The organism is Paracoccus sp. (in: a-proteobacteria) (assembly GCF_030538695.1).
Taxonomy (GTDB): Bacteria; Pseudomonadota; Alphaproteobacteria; order Rhodobacterales; family Rhodobacteraceae; genus Paracoccus.
On sequence record NZ_JAUNTN010000011.1, the window covers coordinates 38428 to 58541 of the forward strand.

17 protein-coding genes and 1 other RNA gene are annotated in these 20114 nt (G+C 64.2%); 17 read left to right on the forward strand and 1 reads right to left on the reverse strand.

Going from position 1 to position 20114, the window contains the following annotated elements:
- Window positions 1-9 precede the first annotated feature (9 nt).
- From Q4G24_RS07555 to opgC, 8 genes are all read left to right on the forward strand, one after another.
- Window positions 10-330: a hypothetical protein gene (locus tag Q4G24_RS07555; RefSeq protein WP_303365906.1), complete on the forward strand. Its 321-nt coding sequence runs from the start codon at window positions 10-12 to the stop codon at window positions 328-330.
- Window positions 311-973, forward strand: coding sequence for an N-acetylmuramoyl-L-alanine amidase (locus Q4G24_RS07560; RefSeq protein WP_303365983.1), 663 nt, complete (start codon window positions 311-313; stop codon window positions 971-973). Before Q4G24_RS07555 ends, Q4G24_RS07560 begins: the two co-directional genes overlap by 20 nt.
- A gap of 171 nt (window positions 974-1144) precedes the next feature.
- An RNA gene (gene rnpB, locus Q4G24_RS07565) (RNase P RNA component class A) lies at window positions 1145-1510 on the forward strand.
- Between the two features lie 104 nt (window positions 1511-1614).
- On the forward strand, window positions 1615-1782 hold the full coding sequence (gene rpmG, locus Q4G24_RS07570) for a 50S ribosomal protein L33 (RefSeq protein WP_011750518.1): 168 nt from the start codon (window positions 1615-1617) through the stop codon (window positions 1780-1782).
- A 72-nt stretch (window positions 1783-1854) separates the two neighbouring features.
- Window positions 1855-2958, forward strand: a complete 1104-nt coding sequence (locus tag Q4G24_RS07575; protein ID WP_303365907.1) for a class I SAM-dependent RNA methyltransferase — start codon at window positions 1855-1857, stop codon at window positions 2956-2958.
- 119 nt (window positions 2959-3077) lie between these two features.
- Entirely contained in the window at window positions 3078-4625 is a 1548-nt protein-coding gene (locus tag Q4G24_RS07580) for a glucan biosynthesis protein (protein WP_303365908.1), read from the forward strand.
- Window positions 4622-6697, forward strand: a complete 2076-nt coding sequence (gene mdoH, locus Q4G24_RS07585) for a glucans biosynthesis glucosyltransferase MdoH (protein WP_303365909.1) — start codon at window positions 4622-4624, stop codon at window positions 6695-6697. Before Q4G24_RS07580 ends, mdoH begins: the two co-directional genes overlap by 4 nt.
- Window positions 6694-7812: an OpgC domain-containing protein gene (gene opgC / locus Q4G24_RS07590; RefSeq protein WP_303365910.1), complete on the forward strand. Its 1119-nt coding sequence runs from the start codon at window positions 6694-6696 to the stop codon at window positions 7810-7812. Before mdoH ends, opgC begins: the two co-directional genes overlap by 4 nt.
- A 29-nt stretch (window positions 7813-7841) precedes the next feature.
- Here the strand turns inward: opgC and Q4G24_RS07595 are convergent, their stop codons facing one another.
- Window positions 7842-9260: a peptidoglycan-binding domain-containing protein gene (locus Q4G24_RS07595; protein ID WP_303365911.1), complete on the reverse strand. Its 1419-nt coding sequence runs from the start codon at window positions 9258-9260 to the stop codon at window positions 7842-7844.
- Window positions 9261-9342: 82 nt separating this feature from the next.
- Between Q4G24_RS07595 and Q4G24_RS07600 the strand changes: the two genes are divergently transcribed.
- The 9 genes from Q4G24_RS07600 to Q4G24_RS07640 form a co-directional block, all read left to right on the forward strand.
- Complete coding sequence (locus tag Q4G24_RS07600) at window positions 9343-10269, forward strand: glycine--tRNA ligase subunit alpha (protein WP_303365912.1); 927 nt, start codon at window positions 9343-9345, stop codon at window positions 10267-10269.
- Window positions 10266-10745, forward strand: a complete 480-nt coding sequence (locus Q4G24_RS07605; RefSeq protein WP_303365913.1) for a DUF6446 family protein — start codon at window positions 10266-10268, stop codon at window positions 10743-10745. The genes Q4G24_RS07600 and Q4G24_RS07605 overlap by 4 nt, the downstream gene beginning before the upstream one ends.
- The gene (gene glyS / locus Q4G24_RS07610) at window positions 10745-12802 is read left to right on the forward strand and encodes a glycine--tRNA ligase subunit beta (RefSeq protein WP_303365914.1); all 2058 of its coding nucleotides are present in this window, start codon (window positions 10745-10747) and stop codon (window positions 12800-12802) included. Before Q4G24_RS07605 ends, glyS begins: the two co-directional genes overlap by 1 nt.
- Before the next feature lie 69 nt (window positions 12803-12871).
- Window positions 12872-15424: a putative PEP-binding protein gene (locus Q4G24_RS07615; protein WP_303365915.1), complete on the forward strand. Its 2553-nt coding sequence runs from the start codon at window positions 12872-12874 to the stop codon at window positions 15422-15424.
- A 225-nt stretch (window positions 15425-15649) separates the two neighbouring features.
- Window positions 15650-16279 carry a cell wall hydrolase gene (locus Q4G24_RS07620; RefSeq protein ID WP_303365916.1) on the forward strand — a complete coding sequence of 210 codons (630 nt, stop codon included), beginning with the start codon at window positions 15650-15652 and terminating at the stop codon, window positions 16277-16279.
- 60 nt (window positions 16280-16339) lie between these two features.
- The gene (locus tag Q4G24_RS07625; RefSeq protein WP_303365917.1) at window positions 16340-17116 is read left to right on the forward strand and encodes a dihydroneopterin aldolase; all 777 of its coding nucleotides are present in this window, start codon (window positions 16340-16342) and stop codon (window positions 17114-17116) included.
- Complete coding sequence (gene folP, locus Q4G24_RS07630) at window positions 17113-18135, forward strand: dihydropteroate synthase (protein ID WP_303365918.1); 1023 nt, start codon at window positions 17113-17115, stop codon at window positions 18133-18135. Before Q4G24_RS07625 ends, folP begins: the two co-directional genes overlap by 4 nt.
- Window positions 18136-18147: 12 nt before the next feature.
- On the forward strand, window positions 18148-19491 hold the full coding sequence (gene glmM / locus Q4G24_RS07635) for a phosphoglucosamine mutase (RefSeq protein WP_303365919.1): 1344 nt from the start codon (window positions 18148-18150) through the stop codon (window positions 19489-19491).
- Window positions 19488-20114 (forward strand): GAF domain-containing protein (locus tag Q4G24_RS07640; protein WP_303365920.1); only part of this gene is annotated, 627 nt, incomplete at its 3' end. The genes glmM and Q4G24_RS07640, both read left to right, overlap by 4 nt.

The window sequence follows — 20114 nt, forward strand, 5'->3', positions numbered from 1 at the left end:
GGAACGAGAATGCGGAAACTGATCGTGCTGGCGGTTCTTGGGCTTGCGGCCTGCAATGAAAACGCAGGCTGGAATCCGAATTATACCATGAATGCAACGGCTTATGGCGAATATCAGCGCGACCGGGAAAAGGTCTTGATGCAAGGCGGTAAGGAATCGCAGGTGATTCCGATGACCCGCCCGTTCAATGGGCCGACCGCCGATGAGATCAAGGGCGATCCGGTGGTGATTGGTGTGCCTGTGGTGCGCAGCGGGACGGTGACAAGCCCGGCCCCGGTGGCGCGTCCGGCAACCGGCAGCACCCGTGGCTATGTGGCCCCGCCGGTCTGATCCGGTGTTTGCTTCCCCTAATCACGGGCCGCGCCGCGATGGGCTGCGGCCTGCGTTGGTGGTGATCCACACAACTTGCATGGCAAGCTGTGCCGACAGTCGGGCGCGACTTTGTGACCCCGCCGCCGAGGTTTCGGCCCATTATCTGATCGACCTTGATGGCCGTATTGAACAGCTTGTCGATGAGCGGCAGCGGGCATGGCACGCAGGGGCAGGGGCATGGCAAGGTCTGGATGACATTAACAGCCGCTCCATTGGAATTGAGCTGCAAAATACCGGCGATCAACCCTTCCCCGAGCCGCAAATGGCCGCGCTGGAAAGCCTGCTGCATGGGATCATGGCTCGCTGGAACATCCCGCCGCAAGGGGTGATCGCTCATTCCGACATGGCACCGGGGCGCAAAACTGACCCCGGCCCGCGCTTCGACTGGCAGCGTCTGGCGAGGCAAGGGCTGGCGATCTGGCCCGACGCGCCGGGGGAAGATCTGCCGCTGGCGGCATCGCTGGATACCATTGGCTATCCACCTGCCGATGAACACACCCGGCTGGCCGCCTTTCGCCTGCGCTTTCGTTCCTGGGCCAACGGTCCCGAAGCGCCGGCAGATCGTCGTATCGCCGCCGCGCTGGTCCGGGCGCTGGCTTAGGGGGCTGCCGCCCCCGATCTTGCCTGCGGCAAGCTCTCCCCCCGCGGATATTTGCAGACAAAAGATGCGCTCTTTCCGGGATCTTTTGTCTGTAAACATCCCGGGGGTCCGGGGGCTGGCCCCCGGTCCGGCATTGACAGCCCGCTGTGACACGGCCATATCGCCCCTTGCGCGGATGGCCGGATGACCGCGGCGAAAGCCGAGGAAAGTCCGGGCTCCATCAAGGCACGGTGCCGGGTAACGCCCGGCGGGGGCAACCCCAGGGACAGCGCCACAGAGAACAGACCGCCCCGGTTCGCCGGGGTAAGGGTGAAACGGTGGGGTAAAAGCCCACCGGGGGGCTGGCAACAGTCCTCGCATGGCAAGCCCCACCGGGAGCAATGCCGAATAGGGACCGCGTGTCGCAAGACGGGGGCGCCTTGCCCTCAGCTGGTCCGGGTTGGCAGCTAAAGCCCGTCGGTAACGGCGGGACAAGATGAATGGTCATCGAAGGGGGCAACCCCGGAACAGAACCCGGCTTACAGGCCATCCGCGCAAATTGCCCCGAAAAGGGCTTGACTTACCCGCGCCCGGCATTAAAAGGCGGGCTTCACAGGATTTCCCGGCGGGCCAAAGGTGCCGCCGCAGCAGGAGCAAACACCATGGCGAAGCCGACGACGATCAAAATCCGTCTGAACTCGACCGCCGGGACCGGGCATTTTTACGTTACCAAAAAGAATGCCCGCACGATGACCGAAAAAATGACGGTCAACAAATACGACCCGGTTGTTCGTAAGCATGTTGAATATAAAGAAGGCAAGATCAAGTAAGATCTGGCTTTTCTGACATGAAAGCGCCGTCGTCCCTTTGGGCGGCGGCGCTTTCGTTTGCAGGGGAATCGCATGGCTGAGACGCTGGAAATCTTTCTTGTCGCCACGCCGGGGTTGGAAGCACCCTTGGCGGCCGAGGCACGGGAACTGGGCTATGCCCCTGAAATCACCGGCGCGGGCGTGACGGTTCGCGGTGGCTGGCCGGATGTCTGGCGGCTGAACCTGTGGCTGCGCGGGGCGACCCGCGTTCTGGTGCGGATCGGCGCGTTCCGGGTGTTGCATCTGGCGCAACTGGACAAGCGCGCCCGAAAGTTTCCATGGGCTGAAACGCTGCGCCCCGATGTGCCGCTGCGGGTCGAAGTGAGCTGCCGTAAGTCGCGCATCTATCATGCCGGTGCCGCCACGCAGCGGATCGAGCGGGCGCTGGTCGAAGCGTTCGGGGCCACGCTGGCCGATGATGCGGCGCTGGTGGTCAAGGTGCGGATCGAGGATGACCTCTGCACCATCAGCCTCGATACCACCGGCGAATCATTGCACAAACGTGGCCATAAAGAGGCGGTCGGCAAAGCCCCCCTGCGCGAAACCATGGCGGCGATGTTCCTGCGCGAAGCCGGTTATCGCGGCACGGAACCCGTGCTGGACCCAATGTGCGGTTCCGGCACCCTGCCGATCGAGGCGGCCGAGATTGCGGCAGGCCTTGCGCCGGGGCGCAGTCGCAGCTTTGCCTTTGAAAATCTGGCCAGTTTTGACGGGCAGGCATGGGCGGCGATGCGTGCGGCGGTGTCCCGTCCGACCGATTTGCGCTTTTACGGCAGCGACCGCGATCAGGGGGCGGTGGCCTCGGCCCGCGCCAATGCGGAACGGGCAGGGGTGGCGGATCTGTGCGGCTTTACCCATGCGGCGGTCTCGGACCTGACGCAGCCCGAAGGTCCACCGGGTCTGGTGATTATCAACCCGCCCTACGGTGCGCGAATCGGCAATAAAGGGGCGCTTTACGGGCTGCACGCCGCTATTGGTGAGACCCTGCGCAGCCGCTTTGCGGGTTGGCGGGCGGCGATTATCACCAGCGAGGGCGGCCTTGCCCGTGCCACTGGCCTGCCGTTCCTGCCGCCCGGCCCGATCGTGGCGCATGGCGGGCTGAAGGTGCGGCTGTGGCAGACTGCACCGCTTTCCTAAGCGTTTGGCCTAGGCGTTTGGGGGCAGTAGTCCGCCGATCACAAAGGCTTATGCGCATAGGTCTTGCCCGACGTTTGGGTGAGGCATATTGAAGCGCAGGTTTGAAAAGGATGCCCGCCGTGAATCGACGCCATTTCCTGTCCTCTGCGACTGCTCTTGCCGGGTTTTCGGCGGCAACAGGGCTGGCGCAGGCACAAAGCCCTGCGGCGGATTTTCCGGCGCTGTCGCCGCAGACACTGGGTTTCGGCTTTGACAGCCTGACGGCTCTGGCACGCGAGCGTGCGGCAGCACCGTTTCAGGCCCCCAAAGCCACGCTGACCGGCAGTTTCGCAGACCTGAACTATGACCAGTATCGGGCGATCCGCTTTCGCCGCGAGATGGACCCATGGACCGAACAGGATGATTTCGCCGTAGATCTGCTGCCGCCGGGTGGGCTGTTCAGCCAGCCGGTCAAGATCAATCTGGTGGTTGATGGCGCGGCGACGCCGTTAGATTTTTCGGCGCAGATGCTGGATTTCGACCCGTCGCAATTCCCGGACGGGGCCGATCTGGAAAATGTGGGTAATATGGGCTGGTCGGGGTTCCGCATCCGCACCCGGCTGAACCGTCCCGATGTGATGGATGAGTTTCTGGTGTTCCAAGGCGCCAGCTATTTCCGCGCCGTGGCCCGTAACACGCTTTACGGCCTGTCGGCGCGGGGGCTGGCAATCGGCACAGGCAGCCCGGCGGGCGAGGAGTTCCCGACCTTCACCGATTTCTGGCTGCACCGTCCTGAACCGGGGGCCGATGGGGTGCTGATCTATGCCCTGCTGGATAGTCAGTCGGTTGCAGGCGCGTTCGAGTTTTATGCCGTTCCCGGCGCGGAAACCGTGCTGACGACGCGTCTGGCGCTGTTCCCGCGGCGCGATGTGCGGGAATTGGGCATTGCGCCGCTGACCTCGATGTTCTGGTTTGGCCCGGCGAATCGCTCTGGTGTCGATGATTACCGCGAGGCGGTGCATGACAGCGACGGCTTGCAGATGACCACCGGCGCGGGGCAACAGCTTTGGCGAGTGCTGGAAAACCACCGCAATTTGCAAATGTCGGCCTTTATGGACCGTGATCCCAAGGGCTTTGGCCTGATCCAGCGCAGCCGCCGCTTCGAGGATTTTCAGGATGCCGAAGCGCGGTATGAAAAGCGACCCTCGGCCTGGATCGAGCCGGAAGGTGATTGGGGCGAAGGCGTCGTTTCGCTGGTGGAAATCCCCGTCGCCAATGAGTTCAACGACAACATCGTCAGCTTCTGGCGGCCCAAGGCAGGACTGAAAGCAGGGCAGCGGTTCGATGCCGCCTACCGGCTGGTTTTCGCACCTTTGGCGGTGCCGCAGCCGCCGCGGGCGCGGATTGTTCAGACGCGCTCGGGGAAATCGGTGAATGGACGCGATTCGCGCAGCTATGTGATTGATTTCGATTTGCGGGCTTTTGGCGATACGGACCCGGAGGCCCGTGTTTCAGCTTCCGCCGGGGTGCTTGGCAGCGCGCAAGTGCAGCGATTGCCGGAATATGGTGTCATGCGCCTGTCCTTCGAGTTTCGTCCCGAAAGTGCCAGTCTGGCTGATATTTCGGCGGTTTTGAACGGACCGGATGGGGCGTTGTCGGAAACATGGGTGGCACGCTGGACGCTATGAGTTTGACGGCCGCCCCCATGCCACCCGAGGCACCGCTGGATTTCCCGGCGCAGGATTTCAGTGCCCCGCCGCCTGCCGGCCCGGCCCGGCGACGTTGGCCGGGCGTGTGGGTAGCACTGGCGCGGCTGGTGGCTTTTGGCGGGGCGCTGGCGATTGCGGTGTTTGGCTTTCAGCAAATGCTGCTGACCTTTGGCGACCGGGGAACGCTGCTGCAATATGTGCTGCTTGGCCTGTTCACCATCACCTTTGCATGGGTCGGGTTTTCGCTGACTACGCTGCTGGCCGGGCTGTTCGCGCGGCCAGCGCCAAAGGTTCCGGCGGTGAATGATGCGCGGCTGGTGGTGGTCATGCCGATCTATCACGAGAACCCGGCCAACAGTCTGGGGATTCTCTCGGCCATGGCTGCGGAAATCGCTGCTGCTGGCATTGGACACCGCACCGAGATTTTCGTGCTGTCCGACAGCCGCGACCCTTCGGTGGTGGCGGGCGAGACGCTGGCGGTGCAAGCTGCCCGGCAGGCCGCACCAATTCCGATCTGGTATCGCTGGCGCGAGAACAACACCGACCGCAAAACCGGCAATCTGGCAGAGTTCATCCGTCGCTGGGGCGGGCGTTACGATCAGATGGTCGTGCTGGATGCCGACAGCATGATGTCGGGGGATACCATCAAAACGCTGTCGGACCGGCTTGCCGCCGATCCGGCGCTGGCGCTGATCCAGACCATGCCGATGCTGGTCGGAGCCGAGACGATCTTTGCCCGGCTGACGCAATTTGCGGGCCGGATTTATGGGCCGATGATTGCGCGGGGCGTGGCGGCCTGGTCTGGCGATCAGGGCAATTACTGGGGCCATAACGCGATTATCCGCATGGATGCTTTTGCCGCGACATGCGGCCTGCCGCATCTGCCGGGGCGGCCGCCCTTTGGCGGCAATATCCAGTCGCATGATTTCGTCGAGGCCGCGCTGCTGGTCCGTGCGGGCTGGAAGGTGCGGCTGGATCACGACCTGCGCGGCAGCTATGAGGGCTGCCCACCGACGCTTTTGGATATGGCGGTGCGTGAACGCCGTTGGGCGCAGGGCAATTTGCAACACGCCCGGCTGATTGGGATGCGCGGGCTGTCATGGGTCAGCCGGGTGCATTTCGTCATCGGGATACTTGGTTTCGTGATGTCGCCGATCTGGCTGGCGATGCTGCTGGTCGGGCTGGTGCTGTCGGCGGTGGTGCTGCTGTCAACGCCGGAATATTTCCCTTCGACCTATCAGCTTTTCCCCGACTGGCCGGTGTTTGATTCGCGGCGCATGTTCTGGCTGTTCGCTGCGGCGATGGGCTGCCTGTTGCTGCCCAAACTGGTGGCGCTGTTTCGCGCATGGCTGCGACCTTTGGCGCGGAACGCGGGCGGCAAGCGGCGTCTGATGGCCAGTGGCTTGTTTGAAATCACCCTCTCGGCGCTGATCGCCCCGGTTCAGATGCTGACCCAAACGCGGCAGATCGGGGACATCCTGCTGGGTCGCGATAGTGGCTGGGAGGCACAATTGCGTCAGGGCGCGATGCCGTCGTGGTCGATGGTGCTGCGTCGCCATGGCTGGCATGTGGCGCTGGGGCTTGGCACGTTGCTGGTGCTGGCCAGCTTTTCGCCTGCGCAATTGATCTGGCTGTCGCCGATTCTGGCCGGGCTGATCCTGTCGCCTGTCACCTCGCGCTATTCCGCCAGCCCGGTGTTCGGGCGTTGGGCGCGGATGCGGGGCCTGCTGGTCACACCCGAAGAACGCGACCCGCCTGCGATCGTTTCGGCCTCGGGGCAGGCGACGCGGCGCCTGCCGCAACCGCTGGCGGGTGATGCAGCGATTGCGCAACTGGCCGATGCGGATTTGCGGGCGCGGCATTTGTCGGTGCTACCCGCAGTGTCCAATGACCTGCCCCCTGCGCGCCGCCTGCCGGCGCTGACCGCCCGCGCCAAGCTGGATGCGGCCAGCAGCCGGGCCGAGGCGTTGACTTTCCTAGACCGGCCCGAGCGGATGGCGCTGATCCTTGACCCGCGCCTGCTGGATCAATTCGCGGCCTTGCCTGCATGAAACGCCTGATTGCGCTGGATATGCTGCGCGGTTACGCGCTGGTCTGCATCATGCTGGACCACATGCCCATCGGCGTGGCGCGTGGTTATACGCTGGCCAATTTTTCGATCTTTGATGCGGCGGAACTGTTTGTTCTGCTGTCCGGCTTTCTGGTCGGTCTGGTCTGGAAAGGTGTCGAGGGCAAATCCGGTCGTGCCGCCGCGCAGCGCCGCTTTGCGCTGCGGGCGTTTCAGGTCTGGCGGGCGCTGCTGATCGGCGCGGTTGTGCTGGCGCTGCTGTCGGCGCTGTTGCTGGCGTTTGGTTTCCGGCACACGGCGGTGTGGAACGCCTATGCAGGTTGGATGCTGGACAATCCGCTGGGGTATATGGGGTCGGTCGCGCTGATGTGGATGCAGCCGAACTTGCTGGATGTTCTGGCGGTCTATGTGATCCTGATTGCGCTGGTGCCGCTGCTGGTGCCGGTCATGCTGCGCTGGCCCTGGGCTTTTGCGGCAGGGTCGCTGGTGCTGTGGTGGTTTGCGCCGCTGTTCAACAGCCTCATCCCGAATCAGCGCACGGGCGGGCTGCTGTTCAACCCGTTCGGCTGGCAGATGCTGTTCTTTTCCGGGGTAGCGATGGGCCTGTTCCGGGCGGATTTCATGCCGGTTCTGCGCCGCCATTCGGCCTTGCTGACCACGCTGGCGACCGGGATGTTCCTGTTCGGCAGCAGTATCGTGATTGCGGCCAAGTTTGGCGAAGACGCCCGCCCGCTGCGTGACGCGCTGAAAGTGCTTTATGGCGAGATCGACAAATGGCGGCTGGATGGCACCCGCTATCTGGCGATCATGGCGGCAAGCTGGCTGGTCGCGGTGCCGCTGGCCCGACCGCTGGAGGTTCTGGCCGCCACCGGCGCGGGCAGGGCGCTGCAAACCATCGGGCGCGGCGGGTTGTGGTCCTTTGTGCTTTGCGTGCTGCTGTCGGTGCTTGGCGATGCCTTGCAGATGAACCCACCCGAGCAAAGCCGGGGCGCAAAGCTGCTGGTCGATGTCTGGAGCGTGCTGGCCCTGTGGTGGGTTTCGGTCTGGTGGCTGGAGCGGGGTGCGCCAATCAAACAACGCTGGCTGGGCCGCTGGTAAAGCGGCCCGCGCAGAGGCAGATTTTCGGATCAGTTTCCGGCGCTGTCCGCCTCGGCCGGTGCCGCGGTTTCAGTTTCCGGTTCTGGTTCCGGTTGTGGGGTCGGGCGCAGGCTGTCCTCGATCTCGGCAGCGATGCGGGGCAGGTTTGCCGCATCCCGCAATGGCCAGATCAGCACAAAGCCCCGAATACTCTGGCCGTCGCGGATCAGCTCGGCCCGTGCGGTGTAATCGGTATTGGCGCCGCTCAGATACAGCCGCCCCGATTCGCTGTGACGCTGGGGTTCAGGCACCCAGCCAAGCGCGGTAATCATCCCTGCCAGTTCCTGCACCCGCGCGGCATCGCCTTGATCGGCAATCAGGATCAGCGCCGCATCCGAGCTATCCTTTGGCCCATAGATCGAGAACGGCCCCTGATCGCGGCGATGCACGATCCGGTCCAGCGGCGCGGTCAGCGACAGCCCGCTGTGCGGGTCATCCAGATTTTCCAGCCCGATCTGATTGCGCCATTCCGTCCGGCGTTCGATCAGCGCCGCCAGCGCGGTGCCGGGGTCGGTCGAGATTTGCGCGGCGGCGATTTCGCGGGCGATGGCGCTGCGGGTTTTCGGGCCATCCTTGCCGTCGATGGTGCCATCATAGAAGCCCGCCCAACGCAATGCTTGCTGCGCCTGATCCAGCGGCGGCAACGCGACAGGGGCGGCGGGCGGTGCGGGCAATTCGCCGCTGCCCATATCCAGCGGCTCGCCCATCTTGTCGCCGGTGGTGGCGAACGCATCGCTGGCGATGGCCTCGGCCTGTTTCAGCGCCGGAGTCCATGCGCTTGCGGCCTCTGCATCCATCGGGCCAAGCGCCAGCGCGAACCAGCCATCGGGCAAGGCCCAAAGCCCGGCCTGCGGGAATTGCGCCCGTGCTTCGGTCAGGGCAGCCTCGGCCTCGGCGCGGTCTTGCAGGGCGCGCAGGCGGATGAAGGATTGCGCCAGCCATGGGGCCGGCGGCGGGGTTTCAGCGGCAGGTTGAGCAGGTTCAGCGGCCAGATTGGTCGCGGCTTCGGTTTCTGCCTCGGCTTGATGTGCGGCCTCGGTAATCGCGGCACTTGCGGGGGCTTCCTCGATCGGAGGGGACACGGGTGCCGGACTGGCAGCTTCCGCCGTGACGCTGATCCGGGTGCGGCCATCGGGTGCGGTCAGGTAGGAATCAGCGGGGATCTTGCCCTCGGATTTCAGCCCGGCCATGCGGTCGGCGGCGGCAGAGGCGTCCTGCGGACCGACCGCGATGACTGTCCAGTTGCTCCCCGGCTGCGGCACCGCCACGGCATCAGGAAACTCCGTGCGCCAGCGGGCCAGCGCCTGCTCGACCTGCGCGGCCCGGACGGCCTCGACCCGGATCATCGCATCCTCGGCCACTGCAGGCCCGGCCAGAACGGCGGCGGCAAGAATAAGTTTCAGACGCATAATTGGCCCCCATGATTGACCCTTGCCCGCGACCTGCCTAAAGGTGCGAGCGCCTGCGACCAATAGCCGGAAGGACGCCCCGATGACCAGCCCCGACAAGCCCCGCTCTTTCCAGGAGGTGATTTTGCGCCTGCAAAACTATTGGGCGGCAACGGGGTGCGCGGTGCTGCAACCCTATGATATGGAGGTTGGCGCGGGAACCTTCCACCCGGCCACGACCCTGCGCAGCCTTGGGTCGCGGCCATGGGCGGCGGCCTATGTGCAACCCTCGCGCCGCCCGACCGACGGCCGCTATGGCGAGAACCCGAACCGACTTCAGCACTATTATCAATATCAGGTGATTATCAAACCATCGCCCCCGGATTTGCAGGAATTGTATCTGGGTTCTCTGCGCGCCATCGGGCTGGACCCGCTGATTCACGATGTCCGCTTTGTCGAGGATGACTGGGAAAGCCCGACGCTTGGCGCATGGGGTCTTGGCTGGGAGGTCTGGTGCGACGGCATGGAGGTCAGCCAGTTCACCTATTTCCAGCAGGTCGGCGGCCATGACTGCCGCCCCGTGTCAGGTGAGCTGACCTATGGGCTGGAGCGTCTGGCGATGTATGTGCTTGGTGTCGAGCATGTGATGGACATGCCCTTCAACGACCCCGACAGCCCGATTCCGTTGATCTATGGCGACATCTTCCGCCAGACCGAACAGGAATATTCGCGCTGGAACTTTGAGCAGGCCGATACGGATATGCTGTTCCAGCACTTCAAGGATGCCGAGGCTGAATGTGCGCGCATCCTTGCCGCCACGGACACCGACAGCGCCGGTCGCCGTATTCCGATGGCGCATCCTGCCTACGATCAGGCGATCAAGGCCAGCCATCTGTTTAACCTGCTGGATGCGCGCGGGGTGATCTCCGTGACCGAGCGTCAGGCTTACATCGGCCGGGTTCGGGCGCTGGCCAAGGCGTGCGCCGATCTGTTCGTGACCACCGATGCGGCAACAGGGGGCGTGCAATGAACGGCAAGATCGTCGGTTCCATGCTGCTGCTGGTTGCCGCGCTGACGGCGGCGGCGGTCTGGTATCTGCAAGTTTATGGCTTTTACGAGGACGTGACAGAGCTGCATGACACGCAGGCCATCACCCTGACCCTGCCGGATGGACAGTCCGCACCGCTGCCGATTACGGATTTCAGGGGGATCGACGCCACGTCCTCGCCGCTGCGCTATCGGGCCTGCTTTGCGGTCGATGTGGCACAGGCCGAGGCTGCGGCCCCCTATGATGCGCCCACGCCGCTGAACGGGCCGAACTGGTTCAAATGCTATTCCGCCCGTGCCCTGACGGCCGATCTGGCCAGCGGTGCAGCCCATGCCTATCTGGCACAGCGCGACATCCGCCCCGGCGTGGATCGCGTGATTGCCGTCTATCCCGATGGCCGCGCCTTTGCGTGGCACCAGCTTAACGACTCCGCCGAAGAAAGAAGGGTCATCGAATAATGCCCGACCTGCTGATCGAACTGTTTTCCGAGGAAATCCCCGCGCGGATGCAAGCCAAAGCGCGCGAGGATCTGCGCAAGCTGGTGACGGATGCGCTGGTCGAGGCCGGGCTGACCTATGCCAGTGCCGGGGCGTTTTCCACGCCGCGCCGCCTGACCCTGACCGTCGAGGGGCTGACCGCTCACAGCCCCACCACTCGCGAGGAGCGCAAAGGCCCGCGCGTGGACGCACCGCAGGCCGCGCTGGACGGGTTCCTGCGCTCGACCGGGCTGTCGGTGGATCAGCTTGAACGCCGCGCCGATAAAAAAGCCGAGGTGTTCTTTGCCGTGATCGAACGCCCCGGCCGCCCGGCGGCGGAAATTGTGGCAGAGGCGCTGGAAGCCACCATCCGCAACTTTCCCTGGCCCAAGTCGATGCGCTGGGGCGCGGGCAATCTGCGCTGGGTGCGGCCGTTGCATTCGATCCTCTGCATCCTCTCTGATGAGGCCGGGGCGCAGGTGGTGCCGCTGGACATTGACGGCATCGCCTCGGGCAACACAACGCGCGGGCATCGCTTCATGTCGCCCGACAGCTTCACGGTTGCGGGATTTGACGATTACGCCGCCAAACTGCGCCGCGCAAAGGTGATGCTGGACCCTGCCGAGCGTGAGGCTGAAATTCGTGCGCAGGCCGAAAATCTGGCATTTGCGCGGGGCTGGCAGATCGTGCCAGACGACGGGCTGATGCGCGAACTGGCAGGTCTGGTGGAATGGCCGGTGCCGCTGATGGGGCTGATCGAGGACCGCTTCCTGACCCTGCCGCCCGAGGTGCTGCAAACCTCGATGAAGGAACATCAAAAGTTCCTCTCGGCCCGCAACCCGTCAACGGGGCGGATCGAGGGCTTCGTGACCGTTGCCAATATCGAAACCCCCGACGATGGTGCGACCATCCTGCACGGCAACCAGCGCGTGCTGGCGGCGCGGCTGTCGGATGCGCTGTTCTTCTGGGACAACGACCAGCGGCAGGCCAAGGCAGGGATGAAGGATTGGGCCGAAGGGCTGAAATCCGTGACCTTCCACAACAAGCTGGGATCGCAGGCCGACCGCATCGCCCGTATCACCGCGCTGGCCCGCGAGATCGCGCCGGTGGTCGGGGCTGACCCCGATCAGGCCGCTCGCGCCGCCGAGCTGGCCAAGCTGGACCTGCGCAGCGATATGGTGGGCGAGTTTCCCGAATTGCAAGGCACCATGGGCCGCTATTACGCGCTGGCTGCTGGCAAATCTGATGCCGTCGCCAACGCTGCCCGCGACCATTATTCGCCGCTTGGGCCTTCGGATGATGTGCCAACGGAACCCGTCTCGGTCGCCGTCGCGCTGGCCGATAAAATCGACACCCTGACCGGCTTTTGGGCTATCGACGAAAAGCCCACCGGGTCGAAAGATCCCTTTGCGCTGCGCCGCGCCGCGCTTGGGGTGATCCGGCTGGTGTTGGGGAATGGGGTGCGGGTCGGGTTGCTGCCGATCTTTGATAAAGGCTATCCGAACACGGACGGGGGAGACCTCCTCGCCTTCCTCCATGACCGCTTAAAGGTCTATCTGCGCGATCAAGGCATCCGCCATGATGTGATTGACGCCGTTCTGGCCATGCCCGGCAATGACGATCTGACCGCCGTTGTCGCCCGCGCCACGGCGCTGAATGATATGCTCAAAACCGAGGATGGCACCAACCTGCTGCAAGGGCTGAAACGCGCCGCCAATATTCTGGGTCAGGCCGAGGCTGCCGACGGGGTGGAATATTCCTTCGGCGCCGATCCGAAGTTTGCGGAAACCGATCAGGAACGTGCCCTGTTTGCCGCGCTTGATACGGCCGAGCCGGGCATCGCGGCGGCCATCACGGCCGAGGATTACCCCGCAGCCATGTCCGCCATTGCCGCCCTGCGCGCACCAATCGACGCCTTTTTCGAGGCGGTGCAGGTCAATACCGATCAGCAGATCATCCGCCGCAACCGTCTGAACCTGTTGTCCCGCATCCGCGAGGCCGGGCGTCAGATTGCAGATTTCGCACGGATCGAGGGCTGAACCGACAGACCGGGGCGCTGCCCCCTTTGCCCTTGCGGCAGCGCGGCGATTGGGCGTAAGCCTTGCCGCATGGATACGCTGGAACAGCCTGATGCGGTTATCGAAATCACCCCCTCGGCCGGGGTGTCTCGGGATCTGCATGGCTGGCGGGCGAAATGTCTGCAACGGCTGATTCGCATGGATTTGCCGGTGCCGCAAAGTTTTGCGCTGTCTTTTGATGCCGTTCGGGCGATTGCGCAGGGGCGGGTCGCGGCGTCGCCCCGGCTGGCGGCGGTGGTGGCAGATCGGCTGGTCAGCGTGCGGCCCTCGGCACGGGAACCGGAATGGGGCGGGCCTGGCACGGTGCTGAATGTCGGAATGAACGACGCACGCCACGCCGATCTGACGCAACGCCTTGGGCGGCAGGCCGCCGATGCGATCTATGCGGGTTTTATCCGGGCCTATGCGGTTCATGTTGCGCGGCTGGACCCGGATATGTTCGATGAGCAGGGCGACAGCCCCGAGGCGCTGCGCCGCGCCTATCGCAATGAGACGGACGAGGATTTCCCCCAAGACCCGGCCCGGCAACTGGCCGAGGTGCTTCGATCCATGGCGCGGGCATGGGACGGGCCGACCGCACGGCTGCTGCGGCAGGCCAAGGGCGCGCCTGCGGATGCGCCGCTGGGGCTGGTCGTGCAGGAAATGGCGCTGGCGCTTGGACCGGGGATCACCGGCTCGGGCAGTATCCAGTTTATCGACGCGGTGACGGGTGCGCCGGGGATTACCGGGCGCTTTCGGGGTCAGTCGCAAGGCGCTGCTGCGGCAGCAGGGGAAACCCTGTATCTGACCCGCGATCCGCGCGGCCCCTCGCTTGAGGAAGCCGCGCCCGAAGTTTTCGCAGATCTTGTTCGCTTTGGCACCGCCGCCCGTGAACGTCTGCGCGAGGAAATGAACATCGAATTCGTTGTCGCCGACGGAGATTTGTCGCTGATCGACGCGGTGCGGGTCAGCCGCAGCTCTCGGGCCGAGGTGCGGGTGGCGGTGGCATTGGCGCGGGATGGGATCATCCGCCCCGAGGAAGCCCTGTTGCGGGTTCAGCCACGGGCGCTGTCGGATCTGCTGCATCATCAGGTTGATCCGCGCAGCCCGCGCGATTTGCTGACGCGCGGCATCAACGCCAGTCCCGGTGCCGCGACCGGGCGCATCGTCTTTACCGCCGCCGCCGCTCAGGCCGCAGCCGCGCGGGGCGAGGCCAGCGTGCTGGTGCGGCGTGAAACCGTGCCGGGCGATATTCGTGGCATGCACGCCGCCGCGGCCGTGCTGACCGAGCGCGGCGGCATGACCAGCCATGCGGCGGTGATTGCCCGCGGCCTTGGCTTGCCTTGCATCGTCGGCGCGGGCGGCATCACCATCGACCCGCGCAACCGCAGTCTGATCGTTGGTCAGCGCAGCCTGCGCGAAGGCGAGGAAATCACCATCGACGGCACGTCGGGCGAGGTTCTGGCCGGGGCAGCGACCCTGCTGCCGCCTGCCTTGGATGAGGATTTCAACCAGCTTCTTGACTGGGCCGACGAACATCGCCGCATGGGGGTCCGTGCCAATGCCGACACGCCCGAGGACGCCCACGCCGCCCGCCGTTTCAAGGCGCAGGGGATCGGGCTGTGCCGGACCGAGCATATGTTCTTTGACGAAGATCGCCTGCCCGCCATGCGCGAGATGATCTTTGCCGACAGCGCAGCCGACCGGCAACTGGCGCTGGCGCGGATCTTGCCGATGCAGCGGGCCGATTTCGTGGCGCTGTTCCAGATCATGTCCGGCCTGCCGGTCACGATCCGCCTGTTTGATCCGCCCCTTCATGAGTTCCTGCCCCATGACCGCGAGGGTCTGCGCGAGCTGGCTGAGTCGCTGGACCTGCCCTTGTCGGATGTGACCCGACGCGTCGAATCGCTGACCGAGTTCAACCCGATGCTGGGGATGCGCGGGGTTCGCCTGGGGATCGCCATGCCGGAAATCTATGACATGCAGGCCCGCGCCATCTTTGAGGCCACAATCGAGGCCAGCCGCAACGGCGCTCCCGTGGTTCCCGAAGTGATGATCCCGCTGGTTTCAGCCATGCGCGAGGTCGAGCTGGTGAAAACCCGCGTCGATGCCGTGGCTGCGGCGGTGCGGAATGAAACCGGGGCCGAATTCGATTACCGGCTGGGGGTGATGGTGGAAACCCCACGCGCGGCCCTGAGGGCAGGGGATATTGCCCGCCATGCGGCGTTCCTGTCCTTTGGCACCAATGACCTGACGCAAATGACCTATGGGCTGTCGCGCGATGATGCGGGGCGCTTTATGGGGGCTTATGTCGGGCAGGGGGTCTATGCCGAAGACCCGTTCCACATTCTCGACGCCGAGGGCGTGGGCGAATTGCTGACCATCGGTGCCGGGCGCGCACGGGCGACGGCGCCGGCGATTCGGATTTCCGTTTGCGGCGAACATGGCGGCAACCCGGAATCCATCGCCTTTTGTGACCGGGCGGGATTCGATTATGTGTCCTGCTCGCCTTTCCGGGTGCCTTTGGCGCGGCTGGCAGGGGCGCGTGAATCGCTGCTGGCGGCGGGGTGGGACATCTCGCGCCGTCAGGCTTTGACGTTGTGACACGGGCGACAAATCGCAAAAATCGGCCCATTAACCAATATTATGTCGGCGGGTTTCTGCCGGTTTGCGGTCAAATCAGCCTAATCGGTCCAAATCTCATGGGTGTGAGTGGCGCGTCGCACGATCCGTTGCGTATGCCATCACGAACCGCCCCACGGTAATGCGTGGGGCCTTACCATAAAACCGAACGAAGCTCGTTCAGGATCGAAACAGGAAACCGCTTTGATGCGTAACTTGACCGACTGGATTGCGCGACTGACTGTGTGTGTTGCCGTCGCCCTGCCTATGACCGCTCCGGTGGCTGCTCATGCAGAAGGTAACTCCATTGCCTATCAGATGCGGATGGAACAGATGCAGCGCCGCAATGCCGAGCGTATGACCCATACCACCCGTGAAGTGCCGATTGTTGTGTCGGGTGGCCCCGAACAATTGCATCTGGCCAGCACGGGCGGCGCCGTTTCGGACCGCGACCTGCAATGTCTGGCCGAGGCGCTGTATTTCGAGGCCCGTGGCGAGCCACGCAACGGCCAGCGGGCCGTGGCCGAGGTGATCCTGAACCGGGTGGACAGCAGCCGCTTCCCGAACAGTGTTTGCGCAGTAATTAACCAGCGCGGACAGTTCAGCTATACGTTCCAGGGTTCCCGTCAGATCCGCAACAAAGCGGCCTATGCACGGGTGCATCAGGTCGCGGTTGAGGCGCTTTCGGGTGCGCCGCGCAATCTGACGGGTGGCGCGACCTATTTCCATACGCCGCGTGTGCGCCCGGCATGGGCCAAACGGTTCACGCGCACCACGCAGATCGGGGCGCATATCTTCTATCGTCAGGGTGGCGGTCAGCGGCTGGCCTCGAACTGATCTTGCCACGTTTTGGCCCTGCCACTTGCGGCGGGGCCTTTTTCCTGAGACATCCGGCGCATGGACCGACCCGACCGTATTCACTTGCGCGATTATATCCTGACGGCTGATATTGGCGCGTTTCAGACGGAACGCGGCCATGAGCAACGCCTGCGCTTCAATGTCGAGGTCGAGCTGGCCGAACAGATGCGTGACATTCACGACGATGTGGACCGCATCCTGTCTTATGACGTGCTGACCGATGCGGTTGCCACAGGGCTGGCGGATCAGCGATATAACCTTTTGGAAACACTGGCCGAAAAGATTGCAGCCGAAGTGCTGCGCCATCCCCGCGCTGCCGGGGTGATGGTGTCGGTCGAAAAGCTGGACCGGTTGCCGGGCGCGTTGGGGGTCACGCTGTCGCGCCGCGCCGGGCGGGTCGATGCCGATGGCACCGTCAGTAGCCGCCCATTGGTTGCACTTGAAGCAGGCGAGGCACGTCTGCCCGATGGTGCCGTGATTGTGGTGCCGGATGCGCCGGATCTGCCCCTGCCCGGCGGCGGAGAGGACCGGCGCGTGCGCCTTCTGGCGCTGGATCAGGCCGCCTGGGTGCTGGCAGCGCGGCTTGGCCTGACGGTGGTCGATTCCCGCACCGAACTGGATTGGGCCGTGGCCGAGGGCAGGGCGGTGATTTGGGCGCCCGCGCGGATGATTGCCGATGTGCCGGGGCTGGCCGCACAGCCGTTGCCGCTGGCGGTCTGGCTGGCCGAGCGGATGCGGGCCGAGGCGCTGCTGCTGCCAACTGGCGTGATCGCCCCTGACACCCATATTCCCTTGCGAGACTGGCCCGATACATGAGCCGCGATTTCTTTCGCCCTTTGCCGCTGCCCGCGCATGAAGCGCCGGCGGATTCGCTGTCATTGGCGGGGGGCTGGACCCGCTTTGCTCAGGTTGAGCATTTACGCCGTGGTCAGCCGCCGCGCATCCTGCCTGCCAGCGAACTGCCCGATGACTGGCGCCTGCGTCTGACCGCGCCACGCCCGCCGATTCTCGGCATCACGATGGAGCGGCCTTCGGTCATGGGGATCGTCAATGTGACCCCGGACAGTTTTTCTGACGGCGGGCAATGGCTGGACCCGGCAGATGCGATTGCCCACGGCCATGCGCTGATCGCGGCGGGGGCGGATATTCTGGACATCGGCGGCGAATCGACCCGCCCCGGTGCGCGTGAGGTTCCCGCGGCCGAGGAAATCGCCCGGCTGGTTCCGGTTATCAGCGCCCTGTCAGGGGCCGCGCCGATCAGCGTGGACACGCGTAAGGCCAGCGTCGCCCGCGCCGCTCTGGATGCGGGGGCGGGGCTGGTCAATGACGTATCAGGATTCGACTTCGACCCCGAAATGCACGCTCTGGTTGCGTCCCGTAACGCGCCGGTATGCCTGATGCACGCTCAGGGCCTCCCCGAGACCATGCAGGACGATCCCCGCTACGGTGATGTTTTACTTGATGTTTATGAGGCGCTGGAAAATCGCGTCAAAAGTGCCGTAACGGAAAGTATACCTTGCAGTCATATTATTGTTGATCCGGGTATCGGTTTTGGCAAGACTGAAGCGCATAATCTGGCAATTTTACGTCGGATTTCCCTGTTTCACGGCCTTGGCTGTGCTGTTCTTCTGGGGCTGTCGCGCAAGCGTTTTATCGGCGCGATCGGTAGGGTTGAGGATGCACAATCCCGCGACCCCGGCACATTGGCACTGAGCCTGGCTGCGATCCGGCAGGGGGTGCAGATGCACCGGGTTCACGATGTGTCAGGCGTGGTGCAGGGCATCCGGCTGTGGAAAGCGGTAGAGATCGGTTTTGAACAAAGCCGTCCAGAATAAGGTAGCAGGCAAATGAGCAGAAAGCTCTTTGGCACCGACGGGGTGCGAGGGATGGCGAACAGCTATCCGATGACGGCGGAACTGGCGCTGAAACTGGGCGCGGCGGCGGGGCGGTTCTTTCGCACCGATGGCAAGAACGGGCATCGGGTGGTGATCGGCAAGGATACCCGCCTGTCGGGCTATATGCTGGAAAATGCGCTGACGGCGGGGCTGGCCAGCACTGGCATGAATGTGCTGCTGCTTGGCCCGGTGCCGACGCCGGCGGTGGGGTTCCTGACCCGCTCGATGCGGGCCGATGTCGGGATCATGATTTCCGCCAGCCATAACGCAGCGCATGATAACGGGATCAAGTTCTTTGGCCCGGACGGGTTCAAACTGTCCGACGCTGCCGAAACCGAAATCGAGGCGCTGCTGGAAACCGAATTGCGCCTTGCGCAGCCGCAGAACATCGGTCGCGTCAAGCGGATCGAGGACGGGCTGGGCCGCTATGTCGAATATGCCAAGACCACCTTTCCGCAGGGCTTGCGTCTGGACGGGCTGAAGGTCGCGGTCGATTGCGCCAATGGTGCCGCCTATCGTGCCGCCCCCGCCGTTTTGTGGGAACTGGGGGCCGAAGTGGTGCCGCTTGGCGTGCAACCGAACGGGCTGAACATCAATGACGGCGTTGGTTCGACCAAGCCGCAGGCGCTGCAACAACTGGTGCGTGACAGCGGTGCAGATGTCGGTATCGCACTGGACGGCGATGCCGACCGGGTGCTGATCGTGGACGAGGCCGGCCAGATCGGCGACGGCGATCAGATCATGGCACTGATGGCCGCGCGTTGGGCCGAGCAAGGCCGGTTGCAAGGCAATGCGCTGGTCGCCACGGTGATGTCGAACCTTGGGTTGGAAAACTTTCTGGCGGCGCGGGGTGTGCGGCTGGAACGCACTGCTGTTGGCGACCGCTATGTGGTGCAGCGGATGCGCGAGGCGGGGTTCAATCTGGGTGGCGAACAGTCAGGCCATATCGTGATGACCGATTATGCCACCACCGGCGATGGGCTGATTGCCGGGCTGCAATTTCTGGCCGCCATGGCCGAGACCGGTAAGCCCGCCAGCGCCCTGATGCGCCAGTTCGACCCGGTGCCGCAACTGCTGAAAAACGTCCGTTATCAGGCTGGAACCGACCCGCTGGACCGGGCCGGGGTCAAGTCCGCGATTGCGGATGCCGAGGCGCGGCTGGCCGGGCAGGGCCGCCTGCTGATCCGCAAGTCCGGCACCGAGCCGCTGATTCGCGTGATGGCCGAGGCCAGAGATGAAACCCTGATGACCCAGGTCGTTGATGATCTTGTGGCCCTGATCGGAGCAGACCAATGATGATGCCTCCTGCTGCCGCTTTTGCGGTGTTCAACCGGGCGATTTCCCGTTGCGAGAATCAGCCGGAACATGCCCTTATCGCCTTGCAGGATATGGCACAGGCGATGATCGGGGCGCGGCTGTTCACCGTCCTGCGCTTTACCGAGGATCGCACCGGCATGGTGCGCGTCTGGTCCAGCAGCACCAAGCATTTCCCGGTTGGAGAGCGCCGCCCTTACAGCTATGATTACGTTTCGCATATTGTCTTTGATGAACAGCAATATGCGCTGGCCCTTGACCGTCAGGGGATTGCCACCGAGATTTCCGATTCGCAGCGCGTGTTCGACATGGGGTGCCAGAATCTGATGATGCTGCCGGTCGTGTTGCAGGGGCGTATCCTTGGGGTCGTCAATATATGTAACCGGGAAACGGCCTATACTGAACACCATGTTGCCGCGACACAAATGTTGCTGCCCTCGGCCATTATCGCACTGCAACTGGTAGAGCGCACCCGCACCCCGGCCCTTTCGGGGGGGGGGGGGGGGGGGCGCCCCCCCCCCCCCGAGACAAACACAACCCCACGGGGTGCGGTTGGGGTCCTAGTGAAATTTACAAAAAAAGCGGGGGAAAAGCATGGGCGGGGC

Bases quoted from the DNA above. Each gene is read 5' to 3' on its own strand.
- opgC (WP_303365910.1), top strand. From the start codon at position 6,694: ATGAAACGCCTGATTGCGCTGGATATGCTGCGCGGTTACGCGCTGGTC.
- Q4G24_RS07625 (WP_303365917.1), top strand. From the start codon at position 16,340: ATGGACCGACCCGACCGTATTCACTTGCGCGATTATATCCTGACGGCT.
- Q4G24_RS07620 (WP_303365916.1), top strand. From the start codon at position 15,650: ATGCGTAACTTGACCGACTGGATTGCGCGACTGACTGTGTGTGTTGCC.
- Q4G24_RS07600 (WP_303365912.1), top strand. From the start codon at position 9,343: ATGACCAGCCCCGACAAGCCCCGCTCTTTCCAGGAGGTGATTTTGCGC.
- glmM (WP_303365919.1), top strand. From the start codon at position 18,148: ATGAGCAGAAAGCTCTTTGGCACCGACGGGGTGCGAGGGATGGCGAAC.
- Q4G24_RS07615 (WP_303365915.1), top strand. From the start codon at position 12,872: ATGGATACGCTGGAACAGCCTGATGCGGTTATCGAAATCACCCCCTCG.
- folP (WP_303365918.1), top strand. From the start codon at position 17,113: ATGAGCCGCGATTTCTTTCGCCCTTTGCCGCTGCCCGCGCATGAAGCG.
- mdoH (WP_303365909.1), top strand. From the start codon at position 4,622: ATGAGTTTGACGGCCGCCCCCATGCCACCCGAGGCACCGCTGGATTTC.
- Q4G24_RS07560 (WP_303365983.1), top strand. From the start codon at position 311: ATGTGGCCCCGCCGGTCTGATCCGGTGTTTGCTTCCCCTAATCACGGG.
- Q4G24_RS07595 (WP_303365911.1), bottom strand. From the start codon at position 9,260: ATGCGTCTGAAACTTATTCTTGCCGCCGCCGTTCTGGCCGGGCCTGCA.
- Q4G24_RS07605 (WP_303365913.1), top strand. From the start codon at position 10,266: ATGAACGGCAAGATCGTCGGTTCCATGCTGCTGCTGGTTGCCGCGCTG.
- Q4G24_RS07575 (WP_303365907.1), top strand. From the start codon at position 1,855: ATGGCTGAGACGCTGGAAATCTTTCTTGTCGCCACGCCGGGGTTGGAA.
- glyS (WP_303365914.1), top strand. From the start codon at position 10,745: ATGCCCGACCTGCTGATCGAACTGTTTTCCGAGGAAATCCCCGCGCGG.
- rpmG (WP_011750518.1), top strand. From the start codon at position 1,615: ATGGCGAAGCCGACGACGATCAAAATCCGTCTGAACTCGACCGCCGGG.
- Q4G24_RS07555 (WP_303365906.1), top strand. From the start codon at position 10: ATGCGGAAACTGATCGTGCTGGCGGTTCTTGGGCTTGCGGCCTGCAAT.